At 60.5% G+C, this 22,543-nt stretch carries 27 protein-coding genes and 1 riboswitch; of the genes, 10 read left to right on the top strand and 17 right to left on the bottom strand.

Annotation, left to right across the window (positions count from 1 at the left end):
• The 3 genes from rpmC (at position 1) to BM408_RS13555 (ending at position 1,219) form a co-directional block, all read left to right on the top strand.
• Positions 1–210 (top strand): 50S ribosomal protein L29, encoded by a 210-nt coding sequence (gene rpmC, locus BM408_RS13565; protein WP_011481236.1) that lies wholly within the window; start codon positions 1–3, stop codon positions 208–210.
• Entirely contained in the window at positions 207–476 is a 270-nt protein-coding gene (gene rpsQ / locus BM408_RS13560) for a 30S ribosomal protein S17 (RefSeq protein ID WP_092130381.1), read from the top strand. The genes rpmC and rpsQ overlap by 4 nt, the downstream gene beginning before the upstream one ends.
• 236 nt (positions 477–712) lie before the next feature.
• Positions 713–1,219 (top strand): peroxiredoxin, encoded by a 507-nt coding sequence (locus BM408_RS13555; protein WP_092130380.1) that lies wholly within the window; start codon positions 713–715, stop codon positions 1,217–1,219.
• A gap of 76 nt (positions 1,220–1,295) precedes the next feature.
• Here the strand turns inward: BM408_RS13555 and BM408_RS13550 are convergent, their stop codons facing one another.
• Positions 1,296–1,784 carry a GNAT family N-acetyltransferase gene (locus tag BM408_RS13550; protein ID WP_092130418.1) on the bottom strand — a complete coding sequence of 163 codons (489 nt, stop codon included), beginning with the start codon at positions 1,782–1,784 and terminating at the stop codon, positions 1,296–1,298.
• Between the two features lie 85 nt (positions 1,785–1,869).
• Entirely contained in the window at positions 1,870–2,559 is a 690-nt protein-coding gene (locus BM408_RS13545) for a cytochrome b/b6 domain-containing protein (protein ID WP_092130379.1), read from the bottom strand.
• Between the two features lie 459 nt (positions 2,560–3,018).
• On the opposite strand from BM408_RS13545, the gene BM408_RS13540 reads away from it, so the two are divergent.
• Positions 3,019–3,471 (top strand): c-type cytochrome, encoded by a 453-nt coding sequence (locus BM408_RS13540; protein WP_092130378.1) that lies wholly within the window; start codon positions 3,019–3,021, stop codon positions 3,469–3,471.
• Between the two features lie 179 nt (positions 3,472–3,650).
• Here the strand turns inward: BM408_RS13540 and BM408_RS13535 are convergent, their stop codons facing one another.
• Entirely contained in the window at positions 3,651–4,133 is a 483-nt protein-coding gene (locus tag BM408_RS13535) for a TlpA family protein disulfide reductase (RefSeq protein WP_371327017.1), read from the bottom strand.
• 48 nt (positions 4,134–4,181) lie between these two features.
• On the opposite strand from BM408_RS13535, the gene BM408_RS13530 reads away from it, so the two are divergent.
• The gene (locus tag BM408_RS13530) at positions 4,182–4,895 is read left to right on the top strand and encodes a DUF4197 domain-containing protein (protein ID WP_092130376.1); all 714 of its coding nucleotides are present in this window, start codon (positions 4,182–4,184) and stop codon (positions 4,893–4,895) included.
• Between the two features lie 65 nt (positions 4,896–4,960).
• Here the strand turns inward: BM408_RS13530 and phnD are convergent, their stop codons facing one another.
• The 7 genes from phnD to BM408_RS13495 form a co-directional block, all read right to left on the bottom strand.
• Positions 4,961–5,926 carry a phosphate/phosphite/phosphonate ABC transporter substrate-binding protein gene (gene phnD, locus BM408_RS13525; protein ID WP_092130375.1) on the bottom strand — a complete coding sequence of 322 codons (966 nt, stop codon included), beginning with the start codon at positions 5,924–5,926 and terminating at the stop codon, positions 4,961–4,963.
• Between the two features lie 240 nt (positions 5,927–6,166).
• Positions 6,167–6,661, bottom strand: coding sequence for a DinB family protein (locus tag BM408_RS13520; RefSeq protein ID WP_092130417.1), 495 nt, complete (start codon positions 6,659–6,661; stop codon positions 6,167–6,169).
• 14 nt (positions 6,662–6,675) lie between these two features.
• Positions 6,676–6,885 carry a DUF1737 domain-containing protein gene (locus tag BM408_RS13515; protein ID WP_092130374.1) on the bottom strand — a complete coding sequence of 70 codons (210 nt, stop codon included), beginning with the start codon at positions 6,883–6,885 and terminating at the stop codon, positions 6,676–6,678.
• Positions 6,886–6,955: 70 nt separating this feature from the next.
• A complete protein-coding gene (locus BM408_RS13510) occupies positions 6,956–8,269 on the bottom strand; it encodes a D-amino acid dehydrogenase (protein ID WP_092130416.1) in 1,314 nt (437 codons plus the stop codon).
• Positions 8,270–8,495: 226 nt separating this feature from the next.
• A riboswitch (glycine riboswitch) is annotated at positions 8,496–8,584 on the bottom strand.
• Between the two features lie 105 nt (positions 8,585–8,689).
• Entirely contained in the window at positions 8,690–9,172 is a 483-nt protein-coding gene (locus BM408_RS13505; protein WP_092130373.1) for a thioredoxin domain-containing protein, read from the bottom strand.
• Entirely contained in the window at positions 9,169–9,903 is a 735-nt protein-coding gene (locus tag BM408_RS13500; RefSeq protein WP_092130372.1) for an alpha/beta fold hydrolase, read from the bottom strand. The genes BM408_RS13505 and BM408_RS13500 overlap by 4 nt, the downstream gene beginning before the upstream one ends.
• Positions 9,904–9,934: 31 nt before the next feature.
• On the bottom strand, positions 9,935–11,167 hold the full coding sequence (locus BM408_RS13495; protein ID WP_092130371.1) for a CaiB/BaiF CoA transferase family protein: 1,233 nt from the start codon (positions 11,165–11,167) through the stop codon (positions 9,935–9,937).
• A 315-nt stretch (positions 11,168–11,482) separates the two neighbouring features.
• Between BM408_RS13495 and BM408_RS13490 the strand changes: the two genes are divergently transcribed.
• The 5 genes from BM408_RS13490 to BM408_RS22740 all read left to right on the top strand — a co-directional run bounded on the left by BM408_RS13490 (position 11,483) and on the right by BM408_RS22740 (position 14,865).
• Positions 11,483–11,779 (top strand): hypothetical protein, encoded by a 297-nt coding sequence (locus tag BM408_RS13490; protein WP_092130370.1) that lies wholly within the window; start codon positions 11,483–11,485, stop codon positions 11,777–11,779.
• 93 nt (positions 11,780–11,872) lie between these two features.
• Entirely contained in the window at positions 11,873–12,832 is a 960-nt protein-coding gene (locus BM408_RS13485; protein ID WP_092130369.1) for a hypothetical protein, read from the top strand.
• Positions 12,833–12,942: 110 nt separating this feature from the next.
• Positions 12,943–13,722 (top strand): RES family NAD+ phosphorylase, encoded by a 780-nt coding sequence (locus tag BM408_RS13480; protein ID WP_092130368.1) that lies wholly within the window; start codon positions 12,943–12,945, stop codon positions 13,720–13,722.
• A 27-nt stretch (positions 13,723–13,749) separates the two neighbouring features.
• Positions 13,750–14,133, top strand: coding sequence for a DUF1801 domain-containing protein (locus BM408_RS13475; RefSeq protein ID WP_254774808.1), 384 nt, complete (start codon positions 13,750–13,752; stop codon positions 14,131–14,133).
• A gap of 69 nt (positions 14,134–14,202) precedes the next feature.
• A complete protein-coding gene (locus BM408_RS22740) occupies positions 14,203–14,865 on the top strand; it encodes a hypothetical protein (protein ID WP_139237345.1) in 663 nt (220 codons plus the stop codon).
• 126 nt (positions 14,866–14,991) lie between these two features.
• On the opposite strand, the gene cynS is transcribed toward BM408_RS22740, so the two are convergent.
• The 7 genes from cynS to BM408_RS13440 all read right to left on the bottom strand — a co-directional run bounded on the left by cynS (position 14,992) and on the right by BM408_RS13440 (position 22,466).
• Positions 14,992–15,435 carry a cyanase gene (gene cynS / locus BM408_RS13470; protein WP_092130366.1) on the bottom strand — a complete coding sequence of 148 codons (444 nt, stop codon included), beginning with the start codon at positions 15,433–15,435 and terminating at the stop codon, positions 14,992–14,994.
• Positions 15,436–15,496: 61 nt separating this feature from the next.
• Positions 15,497–16,360, bottom strand: a complete 864-nt coding sequence (locus tag BM408_RS13465) for an ABC transporter ATP-binding protein (RefSeq protein WP_371327015.1) — start codon at positions 16,358–16,360, stop codon at positions 15,497–15,499.
• Positions 16,350–17,216, bottom strand: a complete 867-nt coding sequence (gene ntrB / locus BM408_RS13460) for a nitrate ABC transporter permease (protein ID WP_092130364.1) — start codon at positions 17,214–17,216, stop codon at positions 16,350–16,352. The genes BM408_RS13465 and ntrB overlap by 11 nt, the downstream gene beginning before the upstream one ends.
• A gap of 1 nt (position 17,217) precedes the next feature.
• A complete protein-coding gene (locus BM408_RS13455) occupies positions 17,218–18,576 on the bottom strand; it encodes a CmpA/NrtA family ABC transporter substrate-binding protein (RefSeq protein ID WP_092130363.1) in 1,359 nt (452 codons plus the stop codon).
• A 128-nt stretch (positions 18,577–18,704) separates the two neighbouring features.
• Positions 18,705–19,370, bottom strand: a complete 666-nt coding sequence (locus BM408_RS13450) for a response regulator transcription factor (protein WP_092130362.1) — start codon at positions 19,368–19,370, stop codon at positions 18,705–18,707.
• Complete coding sequence (locus BM408_RS13445; protein ID WP_371327014.1) at positions 19,367–20,599, bottom strand: sensor histidine kinase; 1,233 nt, start codon at positions 20,597–20,599, stop codon at positions 19,367–19,369. Before BM408_RS13445 ends, BM408_RS13450 begins: the two co-directional genes overlap by 4 nt.
• A 109-nt stretch (positions 20,600–20,708) precedes the next feature.
• Positions 20,709–22,466, bottom strand: coding sequence for a heparinase II/III domain-containing protein (locus tag BM408_RS13440; RefSeq protein ID WP_175541784.1), 1,758 nt, complete (start codon positions 22,464–22,466; stop codon positions 20,709–20,711).
• Positions 22,467–22,543: the final 77 nt, after the last annotated feature.

Genomic DNA, 22,543 nt, shown 5'->3' with positions numbered 1-22,543 from the left:
ATGACCAAATCTACTGAACTGCGCCAAAAAGACGTTGCCGGCCTGAAAACCGAAGTCAAAGAGCTGCAAAAAGCCCACTTTGGCCTGCGCATGCAAAAAGCCACGCAGCAACTGACCAACACTTCCACGCTGCGTTCCACGCGTCGCAGCATCGCTCGCGCCAAGACTATCCTGGCCGAAACCATCGTCAAGCAAGGAGCCAAAAAATGACGGAAGCTAAAAAATCCCTCAAGCGCACCTTGATCGGCAAGGTGGTGAGCGACAAGCGCGCCAAGACCGTGACGGTCCTGGTCGAGCGTCGTGTGAAGCACGAGCTGTACGGCAAGATCGTATCGCTGTCCAGCAAGTACCACGCCCATGACGAAAAGGGCGAGTACCACACGGGCGACGTGATCGAGATCACCGAAAGCCGTCCTATCTCCAAGACCAAGAACTGGGTCGTGACCCGTCTGGTTGAGAAGGCAGTGATCGTTTAAGTTTTGAGTTCAACTCAAGGCTGACTCAGGTCAAGCTCTAAAAACGGCTCACTTCGGTGGGCCGTTTTTGTTTGTGCGGCAGCCACGGGGTGTTCACAGTTCGTCGCTTTTCCCAGCCTTTCGTTGCATGACCTTCACGCTCAAGCCGCTTTTCGCACAGTGAGCACACGCTAGCTGCCGCCGCACTACACTTCGGGGGTTGATTTTCCAACCCACCCATTCTTGAGGAGCACACCATGATCAAAGTAGGCGACACCCTTCCGGCCACCACGCTGATGGAATTTTCCGAAGTCGAAGGCAATGGCTGCAGCATCGGCCCCAACCCGGTTGACGTAGCCAAGGCCTCGGCTGGCAAGACCATCGCCCTGTTTGCCCTGCCCGGCGCGTTCACGCCCACCTGCTCGGCCAAGCATGTGCCCGGCTACGTCGAGAAGTTTGCTGAACTCAAGGCCGCCGGCGTCGACGAGATCTGGTGCCTGAGCGTGAACGACGCGTTTGTCATGGGCGCCTGGGCGCGCGACCAGAAGACCGGCGACAAGGTTCGCATGCTGGCTGACGGCAGCGCGGACTTCGCCAAGGCCGCCGGCCTGACGCTGGACCTGACCGCTCGCGGCATGGGCCTGCGCAGCAACCGCTATTCCATGCTCGTCAAAGACGGCAAAGTGGCCAGCCTCAATGTCGAAGGCCCCGGCAAGTTTGAAGTCAGCGATGCGGCCACGCTGCTGGCGCAAGCCAAGGGCTGAGAGCGGACTCACCGTCAAAGAAAAAAAGCCACCGCGCGCAAGCCCGGTGGCTTTTTCGTTTTCGCTTTCGGAAAATCTAGAGATCAACCTTGAGATAGTGAGCCCCCGCTATCGGGTTGTGATAGTAGGGCGGAATCTCCGTAAAGCCCAGCTCGGCATACAAGGCGCGGGCCGATTCCATATCGTCCAGCGTGTCCAGCAGCACCGAGCTGTAGCCCGCGACACGCGCCGCCTCCAGGATCGCCTCCGCCAGCTGCCGGCCCAAACCGAAGCGACGGAATGCGTTGCGCACATAGAGCCGCTTCATCTCGCCGGCGTTCGGGTAATCGACAGAGTCCAGCGCGCGCAACGCACAACAGCCGGCGACTTCGCCATCGACCAGGGCCAGCAGCAGCGTGCCCTCGGGCTCGTCGTACTCGCCCGGCAACTCGGCCAGCTCGGCCTCGAAGTTCTGGAAGCACAGATCAATGCCCAGCTGCTCGGCGTACTCGCGAAAAATCAGCCGCGTGGCGGCCAATTGCTCAGGCGTGTCGGGCGTAATGAACTGGATATTGGGGCGTTGCACGGGGTAGGCGGCAGGCAAAAAGCGGAAAACCAGTTTACCGTGATTCGCTGCCGCAGCGGGCCGGCCGCCCCGCCCCGCCATTGGGTCAGAACCCCGGCGCGGCCTCCAGCGTAGACACCCAGTACGCCACGCCACCGCAAACCGCCAGGATCAACACCGCCGCGACGCGCGACACGGTGTCATCGCGCGAAGGCGGCGCAGGCACCACCAGCTCCTTGTCGCCGTGCAGCATTGCGCTCACCAGCTTGTGCTTGCGGCTCAGGTAATAAATGATGGCCGCGATGTGCAGCACCACCAGCGCCAGCAGCACCCATTTGCCGATGTTCTTGTGATAGTTGGTCGTCAGGCTCACCGTGGCGTTAGAGACAAAGCGCGTCAGTGGGCCGGCAAAGGCGATTTCATCGTCGCTCAGCAAGCCCGTGCCCACCTGGGCGATCAAAAAACCCAGCATCGCAAACACCGAACCGGCGCCGATTGGGCTGTGGCCCACGCCATGCTCGGGCTTGCCGCGCCCCTTGAGGTAGTTAATGACGCTCTGGGGCGCATAGATAAACGCACCAAAGCGGGACCAGCGCCCACCCACAAAACCCCAGACGATGCGAAACAGCAACAAAGCCAACACCGTGTAACCGAAGCGGAAGTGCCAGACCATGGCGTTGCCGCCCAGGGTGCCGGTAATGGCCAGGCCGATCACGCAGGCGACCAGCGCCCAGTGAAAAAAGCGGGTGGGTAAATCCCAGACGCGCACCTTGTGCAGATTCTTGTTGGTGTACATGCTCACTCCTCGTTCTCGTGGGTTGTTCTAGAGAACCTGTTCATGGTCTAAACGGGGCCGCGCAAGCGCCTTCTCGGGATGGGATGCAAGGCGCGGTGCGACGCCCATAGTTCATCTATGGGCTAGCGCCGCAACGCCGCAGACCGCCCGAGAAGGCACTTGCCCTCCGGGTTGGGGTGAAATCGGGCGATTGAGCCACCCAGGCCCTTGCATGGGCATGAGCTCATGCGGCGTGCCCGGTCGGCCCACTCATCCCGATTGCACCCCAACGCGGCCCCGTTTAGATCATGAACAGGTTCTAAGGCATTGTCCGTGGCTGCCGCGCTGCAGGCTTGGTGCTTTCCCGTAGAGCATAAGTTCCTGCGGAACTTATGGCCCGCCGCTAAACTCAGCCACATGGCAACAGGCAAGCTGCGTTGCCATTGCCCCCATCTTAAGAACAAACCTACGAGGAAAACCATGAAAGCATTTGCCTGTATCGCTGCGGCCGCGACCTTGATGGCCCTGGCCGCCCCGGCCTCGGCGCAGTTTGCCAAGCCTGAAGACGCCATCAAATACCGCCAGAGCGCGCTGTTTGTGATGAGCCAGCATTTCGGCCGGGTCGGCGCCATGGCCAACGGCCGTGTGCCTTTCGACGCCAAAGTCGCTGCCGAAAACGCTGAAATCGTGGCCGACATGGCCAAACTACCCTGGGCCGGCTTTGTGGCGGGCACCGACAAGGGCAACACCAAGGCCAAGCCTGAAGTCTGGACCGAGCAGGCCAAGTTCAAGGAAGGCCACGAAAAGCTGGTCGTTGAGACGGGCAAGCTAGCCGCTGCTGCCAAAACCGGCAACCTGGACAACCTGAAGACCGCCTTCGCCTCGACCGCCGGCACCTGCAAGGCCTGCCACGACAATTTCCGGGCGCAATAACCCACACCCCCGTCCAGGCTCACTGCGTGTAGCCTGTTCCCCCTCAAGGGGGCGGCGCCTGCGGTCTGGCAAAGCCAGTCCCGCGGCCCCTGCTTGAATTGCGGTATCCCGCTTCGGGGTTGACCAACAAAAAAGCCGGTTCAAACGAACCGGCTTTCCTTTTGGAGTGGGCGAAACGCTCAGGTCTCAGCCAGCAGCTTCTCAATCAACTGGTGCAGCGCCGCAAAATCTGGCTCACCCACATACTTCTTCACGACCTCGCCGCGCTTGTTGACCAGGTAGGTCGTCGGCGTGAGCTGCACATCGCCCCAGGCCTTGGCGACTGCGCCCGTGTTGTCAATGGCTACCTTGAAAGGCAGCTTGCGGGTCTCGGTGTAATTGACGACGTAGCTGGGCGGGTCGTAGCTCATGGCCACGGCCAGGGTGTCGTAGCCCTGGCTTTGGTATTTGTTGTAAGTGGATATGACTTTGGGCATTTCCGCCACGCAGGTCACGCAGCTGGTGGCCCAGAAATTGACCAGGGTGACCTTGCCTTTGAGGTCGGCGGTGGTCTTTTTGCTGCCGTCCAGCAACACAAAGGTCGAGTCCGGCGCGGCTTGCGCGCCGCTGCATCCGGGCAGGCTGGCGAGGGCCGCCAGAGCCAAAACGCCGGCCAGTGCCATGCGGCATACTGTCAGGCTGGATGTCAATTTCATCGGAAGGACCTCATCATGCAACGTCGCAATTTTAACCAGGCCGGCGTCAGCGCGTTGGGCGCACTGATATTGGCCACCTACCACCAGGCCCACGCACTTTCGCTGGGCGACCTGTCCGGCATCAGCAATGCCGACGCCAGCGCCGGCCTGAAAACCGCCCTCGAAAAAGGCGCGGTTGCAGCCGTCGCCCTGCTGGGCAAGACAGATGGATTCCTCGGAAACCCAAAAGTTCGCATTCCTTTGCCCGGATATCTTGAAGATGCGTCGAAACTGCTGAAAAACTTCGGCCAGGGCAAGCGCATCGACGAACTGGTCACCTCCATCAACCGCGCCGCCGAAGCCGCCGTGCCCATGGGCAAAGACCTGCTGGTCAGCGCCGTCAGGGGTATGAACGTGACCGATGCCAAGAACATCCTCACGGGCGGTGAAACCTCGGTGACCACCTTCTTCGCCGAAAAAACCCGCGCCCCGCTGGGCGTGAAGTTTTTACCCGTGGTGACCAAGGCGACCGAAAAAGTCGGCCTGGCCAACAAATACAACGAATTCGCCGGCAAGGCGGCCGGATTCGGCCTCGTCAAGAAAGAAGACGCCAACATCCAGCAATACGTCACCGGCAAATCGCTGGACGGCCTTTACCTCATCATCGGTGAAGAAGAAAAGAAAATCCGCCAGGACCCGGTGGGCACCGGCAGTGCCATTCTTAAAAAGGTTTTCGGCGGCATGAAGTAAGCCGCAGCAAGGTACCGCCCATAAAAAAAGCCCCGCGAGCGGGGCTTTTGTTTTGCGTGGCGGTTTTACTTCTTTTGGGTGGCGCGGTAGACCTGCATCACCGTCGCAAAATCGCGATCGAAGTTGATCGGCAGGAAGGTGTCGTTGCCAGGCAGCTGTTTCTTCAGCGTGGGCGAGAAGGTGTAGCTGAACGAGCACTTCTTGACGCGTGCCTGCAGCTCAGGCGAGACGTCCTTGTTCATGGTCCAGGTTTCCGTCATGAAGGGTGGGCTTTCCCAGATGGTGCGGATGCTCGATCCCTTCACGTCGCCTTTAACGACCATGCGCTGATATAAATCGCTGGCCACGGCTGCCGCCGGGAAGAAGCCGTGCATTACGCCGGTGACTGAGCGCTCGTGCCCGTTGGAGAACACCACTTCGTAATCTTTGTCAGGCGTCAGGCCCAGCGCCGGGAACAGCACGCGCGGCGCCAGGTTGCCCGAGTTCGAGGTCGGCGTCGTGTGCGCGATCTTCTTGCCGATCAGGTCTTTGGGTTCCTTGTATGGGCTGTCGATACGGGTGATCAAAATCAGCTTGTACGAGTTGCGCTGGCCGGTAGCCTTGTTGCCAGGCACGCCGAAGGGTGCGGCTTGCCCGGCGGTTACCATTTGCGCGGCCAGGCCGGGGTTCACCTGCCCGATCTGGGCTTTGCCGGTCGACAGGGCTTCGACCAGTTCCTTTTCGCCCAGGATGTCGACATTGCTGGTGCGCTCGAGCGAATCGCCCTGGGCGTTTTGCAGCTCCACGTTCGCGCAGCGCGAGAGGTGGCTGAAGTAGTCGCCCCACAAGGCCATGGTCTCGGTCTTGCCATAGGTCTTGGGCATGGCCACGACCATCTTTTCGCGTGGACCTGAAAATTTTTCGGCAGCGGCGGGCGCCGCGGCTGCCTTGGCCTTTGCCTGCGGACGAGGGCTTTCGGTCTGCGCCATGGTGGAACCCAGAGCCAGCGCGGTGCCTGTCAGCACCGCGACATTACGCCAATAAACCATCATGTTTGATTACCCCAGTAGTTGTGGATAGAACCGCGTTTGCGGCCGCACGGCAGAGAGGCCGGTTGCCCCAGTGTGCGTCCAAACTAACTTTTACTTACAGGTTGACTGACTCTAAAGGGACATAAAGCGGGGTTACCTGGGTCAGTTCGTGGTTTTTTCGTTGAAGAAAAAAGGCGCCAAGGTAGCGCGCTAAACCCTTTTACTGCTACCGGGGTCGTTACAACTTGCCCTTGTCACTTGCTACGCGCGAGCCGCATCAATCTTCCCCAGCAGCCATTGCAAACCCGCCAAATGCTGCTGGTCGTGGCTACACAGGTAATGCACCAGGCTGCGCAGTGTGAGCGCGCCGTAGCCTTCAAACTCCGCCGTGCGGTCCAGCTGCTGTGGCGTGACGCCTGACAAGATCGCCATCGTCTTCACGCGCGCCGCGCGAAACGCCGCCAGGGCTTCGCGCGCGTCGGCGCCGGCGTAGTTGCGTTCCTTTTCCAGCACATAGCCGTCCAGCGATTCCAGCAGCGGGTTGGCTTCTGTGAGCGTGCGCTGAAGCCGCACGTGGTAGCCGTCGATCTCTATGTCCCGCACATGGCAGATCTGGCCTCGAGCCGAGAAGGTTTCGCTCGGGCAGCCGTCCCATGACAGCGGCGTCCAGTCCCGGTGGCCTTCCGGAATCGCGTCGTAAAACTGCTCCAGCTGGCGCGGGAAGTCCGCCATCGCCTGCAGCGTTGCGGGGTTCAGGGGCAGGGCCTCGCTCATGCCTTGCCTTTCGGGGCTGAAGGCCACAACACCGCCTGCGCCACGATCACTCGCTCACCGTTAAAGGTCGCCGCTGGCGAACCGTGGAGTTCGTAACCCAGCGCAAGGGCTTCGCTCACCCGGTGGCAAAAGCTTGCGTCATCCGGGCCGGTGAGGAGCCGGTAGGTGGGAAGACCGTCGGGAGGCGTGGTGGCTGTGGATGTCATTGGCTGCAGTGGCTGATGAACGGAGGGCGATATTACCGTTTCCGCCCATCCGCTGCTGGCGCCGGCTTGATCAGGCCTTGGCCATCCCGGGCAATGCCATCACGCGCCCCGTCTTTGGCATGCCGGTAAACGCAAAGTCCACCTCCGGCACACGTCCGCTCACGATGTCGGCGATCGCCGCGCCCGAGCCGCAGGCGTGCGTCCAGCCTAGCGTGCCGTGGCCGGTGTTGAGGAAGACATTCGACGCCTTGCTCTTGCCGATGTACGGCACGTTGCTCGGCGTCGCCGGGCGCAGGCCCGTCCAGAACTGCGCGCCTTCGCCGTCCGTCATTTCGGGGAAGAGCTGCTTCACCCGGCGCACGATGGCGTTGCAGCGCACCAGGTTCAGGTCGGTGTTGTAGCCGTTGAGCTCGGCCGTGCCGGCAATGCGCAGGCGGTTGCCAAAGCGCGAGAACACCAGCTTGTACTCATCGTCCGTCAGGCTCACCTGATAAGAGGCGGCTTCATTGATGACCGGCAGCGTGACCGAGTAACCCTTGGCCGGGTAGATGCGCAGGCTTTGCCCCAGCACCTTGGCCCACTGCGCGCTGAAGGCGCCCATGCACATCACATAGGCATCGGCCTTCAGCATTTCGACCTTGCCGCCGGCCTCGCCGCTGCCCATGGCCACTTGCACGCCGTTGAGTTGCCCCTGCGCCGCGTCCAGGCCCAGCACGGTGGTGTTGTACAAAAATTTGACGCCCGCCTGCTCGCAGCGCGCGGCCAGCGCGGCGGTAAACGCACGCGCGTCGCCCGATTCATCGCTAGGCGTCATGCTGCCGCCCACAATGCTGCCGCGGCATTGCGCCAGCGCCGGCTCAATCGCCACGCACTCGTCGGCGGTTTTCATGTCCAGCTCGCAGCCGTGCTCACGCATGATGCGTGCGGGCTCTTGCGCGGCGTCGTACTCGGCCTGGCTGGTGTAGAAGTGCAGGATGCCCTGGGTTTTGGCGTCGTATTGCAGGCCCAGCTCGGCACGCAGCTTTTGCAGCGCGCCGCGGCTGTACATGCCCAGGCTCACGATTTGTTTGATATTTTGTGCGGTGCGAGCCGGCGTGCAGTTGCGCAAAAACTCCAGGCCCCACAGCCACTGGTTCACATCGGCCCGCAGCCTGAAGAGCAGCGGCGCATCTTCACGCGCCAGCCATTGCAATACTTTGAGCGGCGCGCCCGGGTTGGCCCAGGGCTCAGCGTGGCTGACGGAAATCTGCCCGCCGTTGGCAAAACTGGTTTCCATCGCGGCCGCGGCACGGCGCTCGACCACCGTGACTTCATGACCGCGTTGCGCCAAATACCAGGCCGTGGTGATACCCGTGACACCAGCCCCCAAAACCATGACTTTCATGGCGAATCCTTTTTTCAAGCAGAACATTGCAGTTGCGCAAGCGCTGCAGTGCCTTGGGGGTGCTTGAATCAAAAAAGAAACGTGGCAACCGCCAAGCATCACCTGTCAGCATGCTTGCGGCCGCTTCCACTGTCCTTGGTACCTGAGAGATTCAGCCGCTGCTTTGCATCGGCTTTGCTCCTTCGGTGCGCTGCACATTGCGTGCGGCGTCTCTCCAGACGGCTGTGTGTTCCGGGCAGTACGGGACCTGAGCGATTATGGAAGTTTGCGCCTTCGGTGGCTGCTTTTGGGGCAGCGCTCTCCTGCTTGAACGGGTTTGAATTTACCACCGAAGGCCGGTTCATGGTGCGCGCAGGGGGCTTCAGTACAGCTCCAGCGCAGGGATTCGCCGCGTTAATAGTAGGTGGCAGAGCCTGGGGTTCAGCTTAGCGCCGCCACCGCCTTGCGCGCCTGCGCTAGCCGCTCGTCCAGGTAGGCGCCGTAAAAGTCGATAGACGCCAGGCCCACCAGCCGCTCCGCCAGGTCTTGCCCCGCGGGGCCCAGAAACAGCACGGTAGGCGTGAAGCCAGCCTTCCACGCGGCGATTTGCGCGGCGGCCGTCGTCGCCTTGCCGTCAAAGCCGATCAGCGGCGTTGTGCGGTCAGTGATGTTGAGCTGCCAGGCCTGCAGGCTGCCATCACGCTGGGCCGGTAGCAGGTAGTTGCGCCGCACCAGCTCGCAGAACGGGCAGCCCGGCAGGCTGACCAGCAGCACCAGCGGCTCCTTCTTCAAGGCTGCAATGCCTGCTGCCGCCGGCAAAGACGCGGGCACAGGCAGGGCCGTATCTGCTGCCAGCGCCAGTTGCGGCAAAGCCAGGCTGCCCGCCAGTGCGGCGCTGAACTGGCGGCGGCGCAGCGTATTCATTCGGCGCTTTCCAGCAAGATCTTCGTCAGCGCCGCAGGCTCGCTGATCATCGGGTCGTGGCCCGTCTTGATTTCAACCACCCGCGAATTCGGCAGCCACGCGCCATCCCAAAACTTCGGGTCCTGCACACGCAGGCGGCTGGGCGCAATGGTTGCCAGCGCGGGCTCAGTGCAATTGACAAAGGTGCGCGGCACAGACGCCACACGCTTCATATCAAACTGAAGCGGTGCCTGGTAGGTGTTGCCCGGGTGCGGTGTCTGCCGGCGCTTTACCCATTCACGGTCGGCGTCATGCAGGCCAAACACCTCCGGGTCAGGCGCCGGAAAGCTGAAGTTCGGCGAAGCCTGCGCCGCCGCCATGCGCTGCTGCTGTGTCGCGCTGGCCTGCGTGCTGCTCCAGCTCTCGCCCGGCCTGGGCACCACCGCATCCACATACACCAGGTGTTTGATGCGCTCCGGCATGCGGTCAGTCACTGCCGTGCCAATCATGCCCGCGTAGGAATGCACCGCCAGCGTCACTTCATGCAACTCTTCCGCCTCGATCAGGTTGATCACGTCATTGATATGCGTGTCCAGGTTGATGGCCGGCGACAGCAGGTGGGCGCGTTCGCCCAAACCTGTCAGCGTCGGTGTGAACACCTTGTGGTGATCCAGCTGCAAGGCCTGCGCCACACGCCGCCAGCACCAGCCGCCATGCCACGCACCGTGCACCAGAACGAAGTTGTGTTTCATTGCGTCACCTTTTTGCGTTTGTTCTGCAGCATCAAATCGTCTTGCCACTCTTCAGTTCAGACAGCTGGGCATCCGAATAGTTCAGCAGCTCGCGCAGCACTTCATCGGTGTGCTGGCCCAGCAGCGGCGGCGGCAAATCGGTGCGCACCGGCGTCCCGCTCATGCGGATGGGGCTGGAGACCAGCTTCAAATCATTCTTCACCGGGTGTTGCCACTCCGTCACCATCTTGCGTGCTTCAATCTGCGGGTCGGCAAACACTTCGGCCAGGCTGTTGATCGCACCGCACGGCACCTTCGCTGCCTCCAGCGCGCCCAGCCAGTCGGCCTTGCTGCGCGTCTTCATCACAGCCTCCAGAATCGGCACCAGCTTGCCGCGGTTCAGCACGCGGTCGCGGTTCTTGGCAAAGAGCGGGTTGGTAGCCAGCTCGGGGATGTTGGCCACCGCGCAAAACTTCGCATACTGCGAGTCATTGCCCACCGCGAGGATCAAGTGGTCCTTGCTGCCATCCGCGGTCGGTGCGACTTCAAACACCTGGTACGGCACGATGTTCTGGTGCGCATTGCCCGCCCGGCCAGGCGCTTTGCCGCTGACCAAATAGTTGGCGCCCAGGTTGGCCAGCATGGCGACTTGTGTATCCAGCAACGCCATGTCCACCTGTTGGCCTTCACCGGTTTTCTCGGCATGGCGCAGCGCAGCAAGAATGGCCACCGTCGCATACATGCCCGTCATCAAATCCGCCACCGCCACACCCACCTTCTGCGGCCCGCCACCCAGGTCATCACGCTCACCCGTCACACTCATCAGCCCGCCCATGCCCTGGATCGCGTAGTCATAGCCCGCCCGGTCGGCATAAGGCCCGTTCTGCCCAAAACCCGTGACCGAGCAATACACAAGGCGCGGGTTGATGGCCTTCAGCGACGCATAGTCCAGCCCATAGCGCGCCATGTCGCCCACCTTGAAGTTCTCCACAAACACATCGCAATGCCTGGCGAGCTCACGCACCAGCGCCTGGCCCGCAGGCTGGGCAATGTCGCAGGTCACAGACCGCTTGTTGCGATTCGTGCCCAGGTAATAAGCGGCCTCGGTATCCGCCCCCTGCGCATCCTTCAAAAACGGCGGCCCCCAGGTCCGCGTGTCATCCCCCGTGCCCGGCCGCTCAATCTTGATGACATCCGCACCCAGGTCAGCCAGGGTCTGGGTACACCAGGGGCCCGCGAGTACGCGGGAGAGGTCGAGGATGCGGATGCCGGACAGGGAGTTCATGGGAGCATTTTGCCCTTTGCGTGAGCTAAGGTAGCTGGAGGCGAATGGAACTACCGCAGAGCGTGACTATTTGAGTGGTGGTCGGGTAAGCGAGGGGGATAGAGTTCGTAAAAGGCGACACACTCCTTCGATTGGAGGATGGTCCGAACGCGACGGACACCTAGAATTTCCATGCACGGTTGAGTTGGACATTTGTGCATCGATGGCTGTTCGAGAGGTGCACGTACGAGCTAAACCGTAGTCGTCAGATTAAGTGCCGGTCTTTCAGCGCATATCACGATGTATCACGTCAAAAGCAACCCTTTGGGAGGCAACATGAGTTACTTGGTTTTTTGTACTTTTGATCTGAAAAATGCTACCAGCCAAGATTATCAAAATGCCTATGCGGATTTGGCGAACATCGGACTCAAAAAAGTTGTCGTTAACAATAGCGGCGCCCAGGTTGTAATCCCCACCACCGCAGCGATGGGAGCATTCAATGGAAGCGACGCATCGGCAGTGTGTACTGACATTAGAAGCCGTGTGCAGGCTACATTTGCCAAGCGCGGATTTAAGTCGGAAATCTTCGTCGTCACCGGGGGAGATTGGGCGTGGGCTTCAGGCGCTACTTGAAGGAGCTGTTCTTGAGAGCTGCCGACTTGATCATTCGATTCACCCGAGCGCCATCCGCGGTCGGATACCAACGTTAGCCTCAAAGGAAGACCGATGCCAATCGAATCTCAAGACTACGAGGAGGTCGGGTTCCTAAAATACTCTGGCGAGGGAATGCAAAACGGTGTCATCGACGCTGGCAGTGCTGGCTCTGCACTTGTTGGACTGGATGAGGCGCTCCGCTTCTTTAACACCCGGCAGTCGCCTGACTTTGCGATTCTTTCCTATGACATACCGGTACAAACACGAGCTGGCTCCTGGGAGGCACTCATCCTTGCCGGCGCGGCGGTCGGAGGTGCATTTGCGCTTGGCTATGCAAAGAAGGCAGGAGAAAAGTTAGCCGAAAACGACTTTAAAGACATTGGGATTAAGCATGCGCTAAAAAAATCAATGTCGGCGCTTCAGTGGTTGGCGAAGCTCAAAAAGCATACGAGAAGGTCTCGCGGCTGGCAGATTGAGCGGATCGAGCCGGTCGGGCCAATAGACATTGCCGTGGTTATCAATTCAAAGGGCGAAGAACTTCCTGTTCCCCTTGAATATATGAAGTGGTTCCATCAAATGCCGCCACGCCTTCTACTCAAAATGACTTCCGTCATTAGAACAGACAGGCTTTTGACAATAGGCTCAATTGATGGATCTAAGGTTGAGCAGGTGACCATCGTAGAAGAAGACAAGCATCTTTTCGAAAATGTCGAGAACGAGGAATTTGAGGAGGCCGTACTTTTTCCTGAATTGGTAGATGGAGCATGGGCTCAACTAATTGGACGTTTGATCAGAGGAAATGAGGCATCTAACACTGTGGGGCTTGAGTACCAGGGGCATGTCATCAATTGCGTTCCCGAAAGTGGAAGTGTCCGGCAATACAAACTAGCTCTCTTTCTGCGCTGCAAAGTGGAAGGTCGAGTGACTCGCCACGCTAAGAATAGGTTTGTAGCTGATCGCAGGCCTACCCTCATCTTGAGTGGTGTTACCCCTCTGGAGGTAGACGGACAGTTGGGCTTGTTTGGTGGTTAATCGTTCATGGAGGCATGCCTCCATGCATCTAGTCTCCGGTATGGCTACGTAGACGGTCAATCGAGCCGACCGCCGAACGCAGTCACAGATACGTAACGCAAGGGAGTTTGATGGCTGCGACTGCTAAGTTCATTTCTTGGAACGCCTTTTGGGCGTTCTCGCAGGCTGTTCGCTATCGCAGCCGGTTTGTGCATGACAGGAACGTCAACGGATTTCTCCGCGCCGCTACGGCGAGTGCCGCTGGTCGAGTCGTCATGATCGAAACAGGTAAGGCTCTATGGCGTGCGCAGGTCGGACATGACCTTGACCCGCGCGAACAAGATGGAGTTGAATATGACGAACCTGTGCCTTTCTCTGCTGAGCGTATGAGGCCTCTGAGTTACGCAGCGCAAGAAGGTAGGGTCAACCCTCGCGGTATTCCCTGCTTCTATGCTGCGACCAACAAAGAAACCGCTGTTTCGGAAGTTCGTCCGTGGCTTGGTGCTCTCGTCTCAGTAGCTCAACTCACACCGAAAAAACCACTTCGTCTAGTCAACTGTAGTGAGGGTCACGAGAGCAAATTTGATCTATACCTCGAAGAACCCGATCCCGAAATACGAGAGCAAGCGGTGTGGCGCGCCATTGGACGAGCCTTCTCGGAGCCAGTAAGTCCAGATCCAGGTGTTGCTGAGTACGCGCCAACGCAGGTCTTGGCGGAGCATTTCAAGCGCCGTGGTTACGACGGCGTCTTTTACAAAAGTAATCTGGGTTCAGGTTACAACATCGCGGCGTTTGAAATTGACTCCTTGGAAGTGATTGACGTCCGCCTGTACCCAGTAAGGGCTGTACGTTACGAGATCGGGGACATTCAGAACTCCTACGTTGTGAAGCGGAGAAAACTCGAAGCTTAGCCCTTCATTGCATCCGAGCCTGCCATGATGAAGAAGACCATCCCCGCCGCTAACCCAGATGCTTATGTAGTCGCACTGCTCGGCTGGCAGCGAACCACAGTTGAGCAACTTCGGGCGACCGTGCGGGAAGGTGTCGCTCTGGATGAAGTCATCAAATGGGGCCACCTCGTCTATTTTTCGAACGGGCCTGTGCTGCTCATCCGTGCCGAAGAAAGCCGCGTGCTGTTCGGCTTTTGGCGAGGCCGACGTCTTCGCGAAATTGACCCACTGCTAAAACCTAGCGGTAAGTACGAAATGGCGACGAGAGAGTTTGATGAGGGCGATGAGGTCAATGTCGCCTTGTCGCGTCGCGTCGTCAAAGAGGCGGTGCGGCTTAACAAGACGCTTGGCGATCCCACGAAACTCTGGTGAATCCGGGCCGATTGGCGCCTCAGGCGTAAGAGTTAGAAAGTCACATTTCCCTCAAAAGGTCTATTCAAGATGATCTGGAAAAATGCTCTCGATGAATTTAAGCGCTCGCCAATCGCCGCGGCGTCCGGGGCGGTAGGCGTCTTAGTTGGCGCATTAAGTTTGCTGCTTGCTTGGATCCAATTTCAGACTGCACAGCTTGGTACATCATCAAGCTCCGGCGCTGTTAGTTCGTCGGTAGTCGATATAAAACCAGCAAACCTTCTATTGGTCATCGCTTTTTTTCTCGCAACTACGATTGCTTGCGCGTCAGTTGTTCGGCTCCTTGGTCGAAAACATGAATTGGCTGCTCTGTTTGTCTCGGTACCGTTAGCTGCGCTAACTAACTTTGCGACGATGCTTGTTATTTATCTTGCGCCTCCTCGTGTTCTTAGCCAAGAATTATTCACTTCCGCGAATGACTTGGCGCTATATGCATCGGCGGCCATATTCATGTCATTTTGCGGGCAAGCGGTACTGGTCGATATTGCTGCTCCTAGTCGACCACTGGAAAAGGATGGCGAGTCAGGCGTCGAAAAAAAGAACTCTGATGGGATCGGAGTACTGTTTTTGGGAATTATTCTTTTGATAATTTGGACGTCACTTGTATTCGCAGGGCAGATTCGGCTATCGCGAACATTTCTTCCGGAGATTGCTCATCCGGTCGATGCAAAACCGAACAAACCCGCCACCTAGTCCCACTCACGCCGTATGAGCCTAGTTACTTCGCGTCGTGTTGGGTCGTTGGTCTCCAGTTTTGTTAGTTGTACCAGCAAGTCTTAGCGAGAAATCGTTCTTAGTCTGCATGCTCGGTTAGATGACTTAATACGTCTTATACGGCAAAAACTTCCCCGACAACACCACATTCACCCGATCCCCTTTCGGATCCGGCTGGCGCACGATGTCCATGCTGAAGTCAATCGCGCTCATGATGCCGTCGCCGAACTCTTCGTGGATCAGTTCCTTGATCGTCGTGCCGTAGACGCTGACGATTTCGTACCAGCGGTAGATCAGGGGGTCGGTGGGCACGGGGGTGGCGAGTGAGCCTTTGTAGGGCACGACTTGGAGCCATTTCTGCTCTTCAGCCGTCAAGCCAAAGATCTTGCCTATGACTTTGGCCTGTTTGGCGTCAAAGGTCATCTGGCCCAGGCAGCCTGCTGTCGTCCACTCTTTGCTGAGACCGACTTTTTTGGCGACGGATTCCCAGGTGATGCCTTTGCTGACTTTGACGGTGATGATTTTTTCGGTGATGTCGTTGCGGTTCATGGTCTCTTTGCTCCTGTGTTTGAAATGGTTTGGGTGAAGGTGAAAACGTGAAACGGGGCGGTCAATGCGCCTTGGCGCGGGTGACCAAAAAGTCGACGATGTGGTTACGCAGGTCGTAGTAGCCGGGCAGGTGGTGCAGGCCGGCGCGGGTGCGTTCGCGGGGCAGCGGGTTGACGACTTCTTCGGCGATGCGGCCTGGGGTATAGGTACCGTCGTTGTCGGCGCCGTTGCTCATCAGGAGGATGCGGTCGGCCAGCAAGATTGCTTCGTCCACGTCATGGGTGATCATGAAAACGGTTTGCTGCGTCTCGCGCACGATGGCCATCAGTTCGTCCTGGATGGTGCCGCGTGTCAGCGCGTCGAGTGCGCCAAAGGGTTCGTCGAGCAGCAGCATCTTGGGCTGGATGGCAAAGGCGCGGGCGATGCCTACGCGCTGCTTCATGCCGCCTGAGAGTTGCGAAGGCTTTTTGTCAATGGCGGGCAAGAGGCCGACCATGGCGACAAACTTTTCCACATGTGCGTTGACCTGCGCGGTGGTCCAGTCGGGCCAGCGTGAGACGACCGCAAACGCGATGTTCTTGCGCACGGTGAGCCAGGGCATGAGCGCATGGCTCTGGAACACCACGCCGCGCTCCAGGCTGGGGCCGCCTATCTCGCGGTTGTCCATAAAGACATGGCCCGCGGTGGCGCTGTCCAGCCCGGCCAGCACATTGAGGATGGTGGTCTTGCCGCAGCCCGAGTGGCCGATGATGCAGACAAACTCGCCCTTGGCGATGGTGAAAGACACATCGGCAAACACCGGCCGGGCGGGCAGGGTGGTGCTGAAGTCTTTGCTCAGCCCTTCGATCTTGAGGAATCCCTGCATGGTGCGTTCTTTCTGTATGGGCGGTACAGCATGAGTGCGGGTGGCCGTATCACTCCACATAAGTCACCGCCTTCTGCAGCTGCGCAAAAGCCAAGTCCAGCAGCATGCCGACGATGCCGATAACCAGGATGGCAAAGATCACGTTGGTGAGCGAGAGGTTGTTCCACTCGTTCCAGACGAAGTAGCCGATGCCGGTACCGCCCACCAGCATCTCGGCCGCCACAATCACCAGCCAGGCAATGCCCATGGAGATGCGCATGCCGGTCAGGATGGTGGGCGCCGCCGCCGGCAGGATCACCTGGAAGGCCTTGCGCATGGGATTGACTTCCAGCGTGCTCGCCACGTTGAGCCATTCGCGTTTGACGGACGCCACGCCAAAGGCCGTGTTGATCAGCATGGGCCAGACCGAGCAGATAAAGATCACAAAGATGCCGGAGATGGACGAGTCCTTGATGGTGTAGAGCGCCAGCGGCATCCACGCCAGCGGCGAGATGGGCTTGAGCACCTGGATGAACGGATCAAACGCCCGGCGCAGCAGCGGCGACATGCCGATCACAAAACCCAGAGGCACCGCCACCACGCAGGCCAGCAAAAAGCCCAGGCCCACGCGCGCCAGCGAATGCGCCAGCTGGATCAGGATGCCCTTGTCGTTGGGGCCGTTGTCGTACAGCGGGTCAGACACCTGCTTCCAGATCGCCGCACCCATCTGGCCCAGCGTGGGGAAGCCGGTGGTCTTGGTGCTGCCGGGGTCTTTACCCATCATCTTCTGGTACTCGATCTGCTCGGCGTTCAGGCCTGCTGTGCTGGCCACGGGCGCACCAGACGTGGGCAGCGTGGCCACGTACCAGATGCCCAGGAAGGCCAGGAAGATCAGCAGCGAGACCAGGCCCGCCCTGAGGTTCAGCGACTTGAACATGTCAGGCCAGCTTGTTGATGGCGAAGCTCTTGACGTAATCGTCAGGTTTGGCCGGGTCAAACTCCTTGCCCATTACCTTGAACTTCTTGTAAGCGCCCTCAGGCGGCTTGAAGCCGGCCAGCGACATCTGCTTCTTGGCATCCGTCAGCATGAAGACCTTCTCAGCGATCTGGCGGTAGTTCACATCGCCCTTCACATAACCCCAGCGCTTCATCTGCGTGAGCATCCACACCGCCATGCTTTGCCATGGCACGGGGTCGAAGTTGGCGCGGTCGGGCACGTTGCGGATATTGCCCAGGCCGTCGGCGAACTTGCCTGTCAGTACCTGCTGCAGCACGGCTTCGGGCTGGTTGAGGTATTGCGCGGGTGCGATCACCTTGGCAATCAGGTCGCGGTCTTTGGGCTGGCTGGCCATGAAGGACGAGCCCAGCACCGCGCGGTACAGCGCGGCAAAGGTGTTGGGGTTCTGCTTGATGAACTCGTCGCTCACGCCGAAAGCGCAGCAGGGGTGGCCGTCCCAGATTTCTTTGGAGAGGATGTGGATGAAGCCCACCTCGTCGTACACCGCGCGCTGGTTGAAAGGGTCGGGGCCGAGGAAGCCGTCGATATTGCCGGCGCGCAGGTTGGCCACCATCTCGGGCGGCGGCACCACGCGCAGCTGCACATCGGTGTCGGGGTTCAGGCCGTTTTCCGCAAGGTAGTAGCGCAGCAAAAAGTTGTGCATGCTGTACTCAAACGGAATCGCGAACTTGAAGCCTTTCCAGTTCTTCGGGTCGCGGTTGGCTTTGTGCTTCACATGCAGCGTGATGGCCTGGCCGTTGGTGTTCTGGATGCTGGCCACATTCATATTCACCTGGTTGGAGCCCAGGCCCATGGTCATCGCCAGCGGCATGGGCGACAGGAAGTGCGACGCGTCGTGCTCCTTGTTGATCATCTTGTCGCGTATCAGCGCCCAGCCGGCCGTCTTGTTGAGTTGCACGTTCAGGCCTTCCTTCTTGTAGAAGCCCAAGGGGTCGGCCATGATGAGCGGGCTGGCGCAAGTGATGGCGATGAAGCCGATCTTGAGGTCTTTCTTTTCCAGCGGGCCGCGGTCTTGCGCCATGGCCTGCAATGCGCCCAGCGGCAGCACCGAGGCAATCGCCGCGCGCGCCGTGTTGGCGCCCACTGCGCGCAAGAAGCTGCGGCGCACGCTGTCGACGGGGAACAGCGCTTTGACCAGGCTGGCTTCCATAAAGCTGTGCGAGAGCTCTTGCGCGCTGGCGGCGGCGCTGTCGTGTTCGCCGGGCGTGTGGTCTTCACCGCAGGCGCAGCGCAGCATCAGCGGGCGGTCGGCATCATAGGCATCGAAACGGTTGGACATGGAGAACCCCTTTGACAAAGATGCGGGGTTCCATGCAAGCACCGGGCCCATCTGGTGCCAATGTGGGCCGCATGCAGCGATGCGCACGCAAAACGCGGGTCAGCGCCCTAAGGCCTGTAGGGGCAGCCCTACAAATTCGGCGTTCTGGCGTGGCGCTCTGCATACAGCGCCAGCTCCACGTCGTTGCGGGTGCCGGTTTTTTCGAGGATGCGCGCGCGGTAGGTGCTGACCGTGTTGGGCGCCAGGCTCAGCTGCGCACCAATTTCGCCCACGGACTTGCCGGCCGTGAGCAGGCGAAACACCTGGTGCTCGCGGTGCGAGAGCGATTCGGCGCCGCCGCTGCCGCTGCGGGCCGCGCTGTTGCCGACGGCATTGGCCAGCGCTTCAGCGGCCAGGGCAGATACGTAGACGCCGCCCGAGGCCACCTTGCGCACGGCGGCAATCATGTCGTCGGGATTCGCGCTTTTGTTGAGGTAGCCCGCCGCGCCCAGCTTGATGCAGCGCACCGCATACTGCTTTTCAGGGTAGGTGCTCAGCATCAGCACCGGCAGGCGGGGCCAGCTTTTTTTCAGCGCCTGCAATACGTCCAGGCCGTCGCGGTCGGGCAGGGCAATGTCGAGCAACACCGCGCTCAGGCCCTTGTCGCCGCCCAGCGCGTCAACGCGAGTCAGGATGTCGGGGCCTGTTTCCGCTTCGGCCACCACTTCAATCTCGGGCGCGTCGGCCAGCACCTGCTTGAGGCCTTCGCGCACGATGCGGTGGTCGTCGCCGATCAGGATTTTGAGCGTGCTCATAGCTGGATGCGCAGATGAAACAAGGAGCCGTGGCCGACCTGGCTGCTGATCTCCAGGCTGCCGCCCAGATGCCGTGCGCGTTCGCGCATGCCCATCACACCGTAGGCGTTGGCCGCTTCAAAGGCGGCGGCTTCGGCGCCGCGGCCGTTGTCTTGCACGGCGATGCTGATGTGATCGGCGGTGGCCTGGATGGTGATGGCCACGCGGCTGGCCGCCGCATGCCGGCCCACATTGCTCAGCATCTCCTGGAAGATGCGAAACACGGCAATCGCCGAGGGCTCAGGCAGTGGCGCGGCATCGGCCACGTCCATCTGCCAGTCCAGCGCCAGCTCGGCGGATTGCACGAACTCATGCGCCTGCCAGTCCAGCGCGGCCCACAGGCCCTGATGGTCCAGGATGCTGGGGCGCAGGTCTGTGATGATGCGGCCCACGTTGTCGACCGCGCTTTCAATCAGCCGGCCCATGTTCTGGCACTTGCAGCGCATGGTCTCGCGCATGGCTTGCGCCGCGACGGGCTCGCGTTGCTGTTGCTCGCCCAGGCGTTTGTCCAGCCAGCCCACGTCCATCTTCAGCGCCACCAGCAGGCTGCCCAGCTCGTCGTGCACTTCGCGTGCGATGCGGGTGCGCTCTTCTTCGCGCACGGTGTGGGTGTAGGCGGTGAGTTCGCGCAGGTGTTGCAATGCCTCCGACAGCGCCTGCGTGCGTTCGCTCACGCGCTGCTCCAGCACCGCATGTGCCTGGCGCAGTGCGTCTTCCGCCTGGCGGCGCGCCGAGATATCAACAAAGGTGACCACCGCGCCCTGCACCACACCGCCTTCGACGATGGGGTGCGACGAATATTCAACGGCAAACGCACTGCCGTCTTTGCGCCAGAACAGTTCGGTGTCAATGCGGCAGGGCAGGGCCTTGCGAAAGGCGTTGAAGATGGGGCAGAGGTGCTCGGGGTAATGCGCGCCGCCGGCATGGGAGTGGTGGGCCAGCTCATGCATGTTGTGGCCCAGCACGTCGGCAGGGGCATAGCCCAGCTGCTCGGCGCCGGCCCGGTTGATAAAGGTGCAGCGGCCGTCCATGTCGATGCCGAAAATGCCTTCACCGGTGGACTCGAGCAGCTGCGACAGCCGGTCGCGCCACACGGCCTGGCCGGCGCCCGGCAGGTGGGTGGGCGCGGGGGCTGGCAGGGGCGCGATCGGCATGACCGGGATAACGGGTATCGCGATGTCTTCAAACATGCACTGCATTAGCAAGCCGCGTGCCCAGCTTGGTGCGGGCCTGCGCCTGCGGCATGCGCCAAAGCGGTGCGAAACAAAGGTATCGCCGCTCAAGGGCGATCAACCGGCCCTAGCCCCGCGAAAAGCGCGCCCCAAGTTTCCAGCTGCCGTCCGCCCCGGGCTTTCCGGACACCACCAACTGGCGAACGTTGGGATTCGGGTGATCGAAGTCCTGGCGGGGCGTGGAGATATCGAGCACGTCCAGCTGGATTCCGCTCCCTTCAAACTGCACTATCAGGCGCTTGCCCTTTTGCGTCAGAAAGGCGGTAGTGCCCTCCAGCCTGACCTCGGCCTCGGTCGCCATTGCCCAGCGGACTGTGCTGTCAGGGCGGGCGCCGAGAAGCTCGTCGTCGAGTTGCACCGCGTCACCGAGGAAACGGGCGCGGCGGGTAGCTTGCGTGACTTGGCCGGGTAACAGCGCGGCGGTCAGGTCTATCAAGGCCTCGCGCTCGTCAACCATGCGCAGCGTGGCCATGCCGCGGACGCTGTGTGGCTGACCGTACAGCGTCAGTGTGTTGTGTGCTTCGGCCGACAGCCTGAAGACCTGCCAGCGTGACGAATCCGGCTTCATGTTCCACAGGTCTATGCCGCGTGTTTCCAGGCTGCTGTAGTCCTGCATGCCGAGGTCCTTGGCCCATCGCAAGCCATCCACGTCGAGCACAAAACTGCCCGCATCCATGTGCGCATGGCTGTGTGCCGCGCCGCCCGCTTTGATGGCGAACCACCACGCGTTGGGGTCAGACCATGATGAACGCCAGATGGCGAGTGGCTGCGCGCCCTGACCCGAGAAACTTGTAGGCGCGACGGTTCCACCGGTTTTTGTGGGCCACCACAACACCGAGAGCGGCGCGAAGCGGTCAGACAAGCCCTGCCTGTTGCGGATCATCTGGCGCTTGGCCGTCAACAGCGCGGGCTGATCCAGCTCACGGGCCAGGTAGACGATGGCGCATGGCAGTTCCTGCCCTTCGATGCTGTCGGCAAAATCGAAATACTTTCCGGACGGGCCGATGGCGTGTGCATAGAACTCGGCGCTGCGCTTGAATCCGGGCGCGTCCAGCAAGCCCCAGTCGCTGTCTTTGTCGCCGTCCTTGTCGCCGCTCTTGTTGCCGCGCAGTGCGGCGGCCAGCAGCACTGTGTAGCTGGTGCCATAGCTCCAGTAGGCCGGCCCCTCCGGGTAGACCCCATCCGGGCGGTAAGCCCTCAGCCCGATAAAGACGCCTTGACGCGCCGCCGCGAGAAGGTCGGCTGCAAGCGCGGGTTCGTCTTCCTGCACGGCCAGCGCTCCCAGGACCATGCTGCCGATGCAAACCTGGTTCCAGTTGTTGGTGGACCTGAAGGTGATGTGGCCATTGCGCGCCTGGGCGATGCCTTTGTTGACAATCGCGGCGCGCAGGGTGGCACGGTCGTCGGCCGGCAGGTCATTCAAAAGCCAGTTGTAGGAAATGGCCATACCGGTGGTCATCTCAGCGAGGTCCAGGTAGGTATCTGGATGCCAGTCACTGAATGCGGCGACGGCGAGCATTTCCTGCCGGGCGCGGTCCAGAAAACCCCGCTCCTTTGTCACCCGGTAAGCAAAAGCCCACTGCAGGCTTCGGCGAATAAATTCGCGCGAAACACCGAGCAGTCGGCCGTCTTCGAGTTTGTGCTCCAGCGGAGCCAGGGCGATGTCACTGCGGGCGCGTGCCAGCAGGGCTGCGGTGAAACGGTCAAGATCAGGGTCGGCTTTGCGTCGGTCGGGCAGGGAAGACCAATCGGCTTCGCTTGCAAGCAGTAAAGGGCGAACCTGGCGAGCCTGAACCGCCGGGGATGATGCGGTAACCGCCTGCATGCTCCCGCACCCCGTCAACTGGGCTGTGGCTGGAAGCATCGCTGCAAGAAAATCACGGCGGTTAAAAGGCATCCTTT

This window comes from Polaromonas sp. YR568 (assembly GCF_900116715.1).
Lineage (GTDB): Bacteria > Pseudomonadota > Gammaproteobacteria > Burkholderiales > Burkholderiaceae_C > Polaromonas.
Note: the sequence above shows the minus strand (reverse complement) of the source record. Positions and strands in the feature narration are given on the sequence as shown.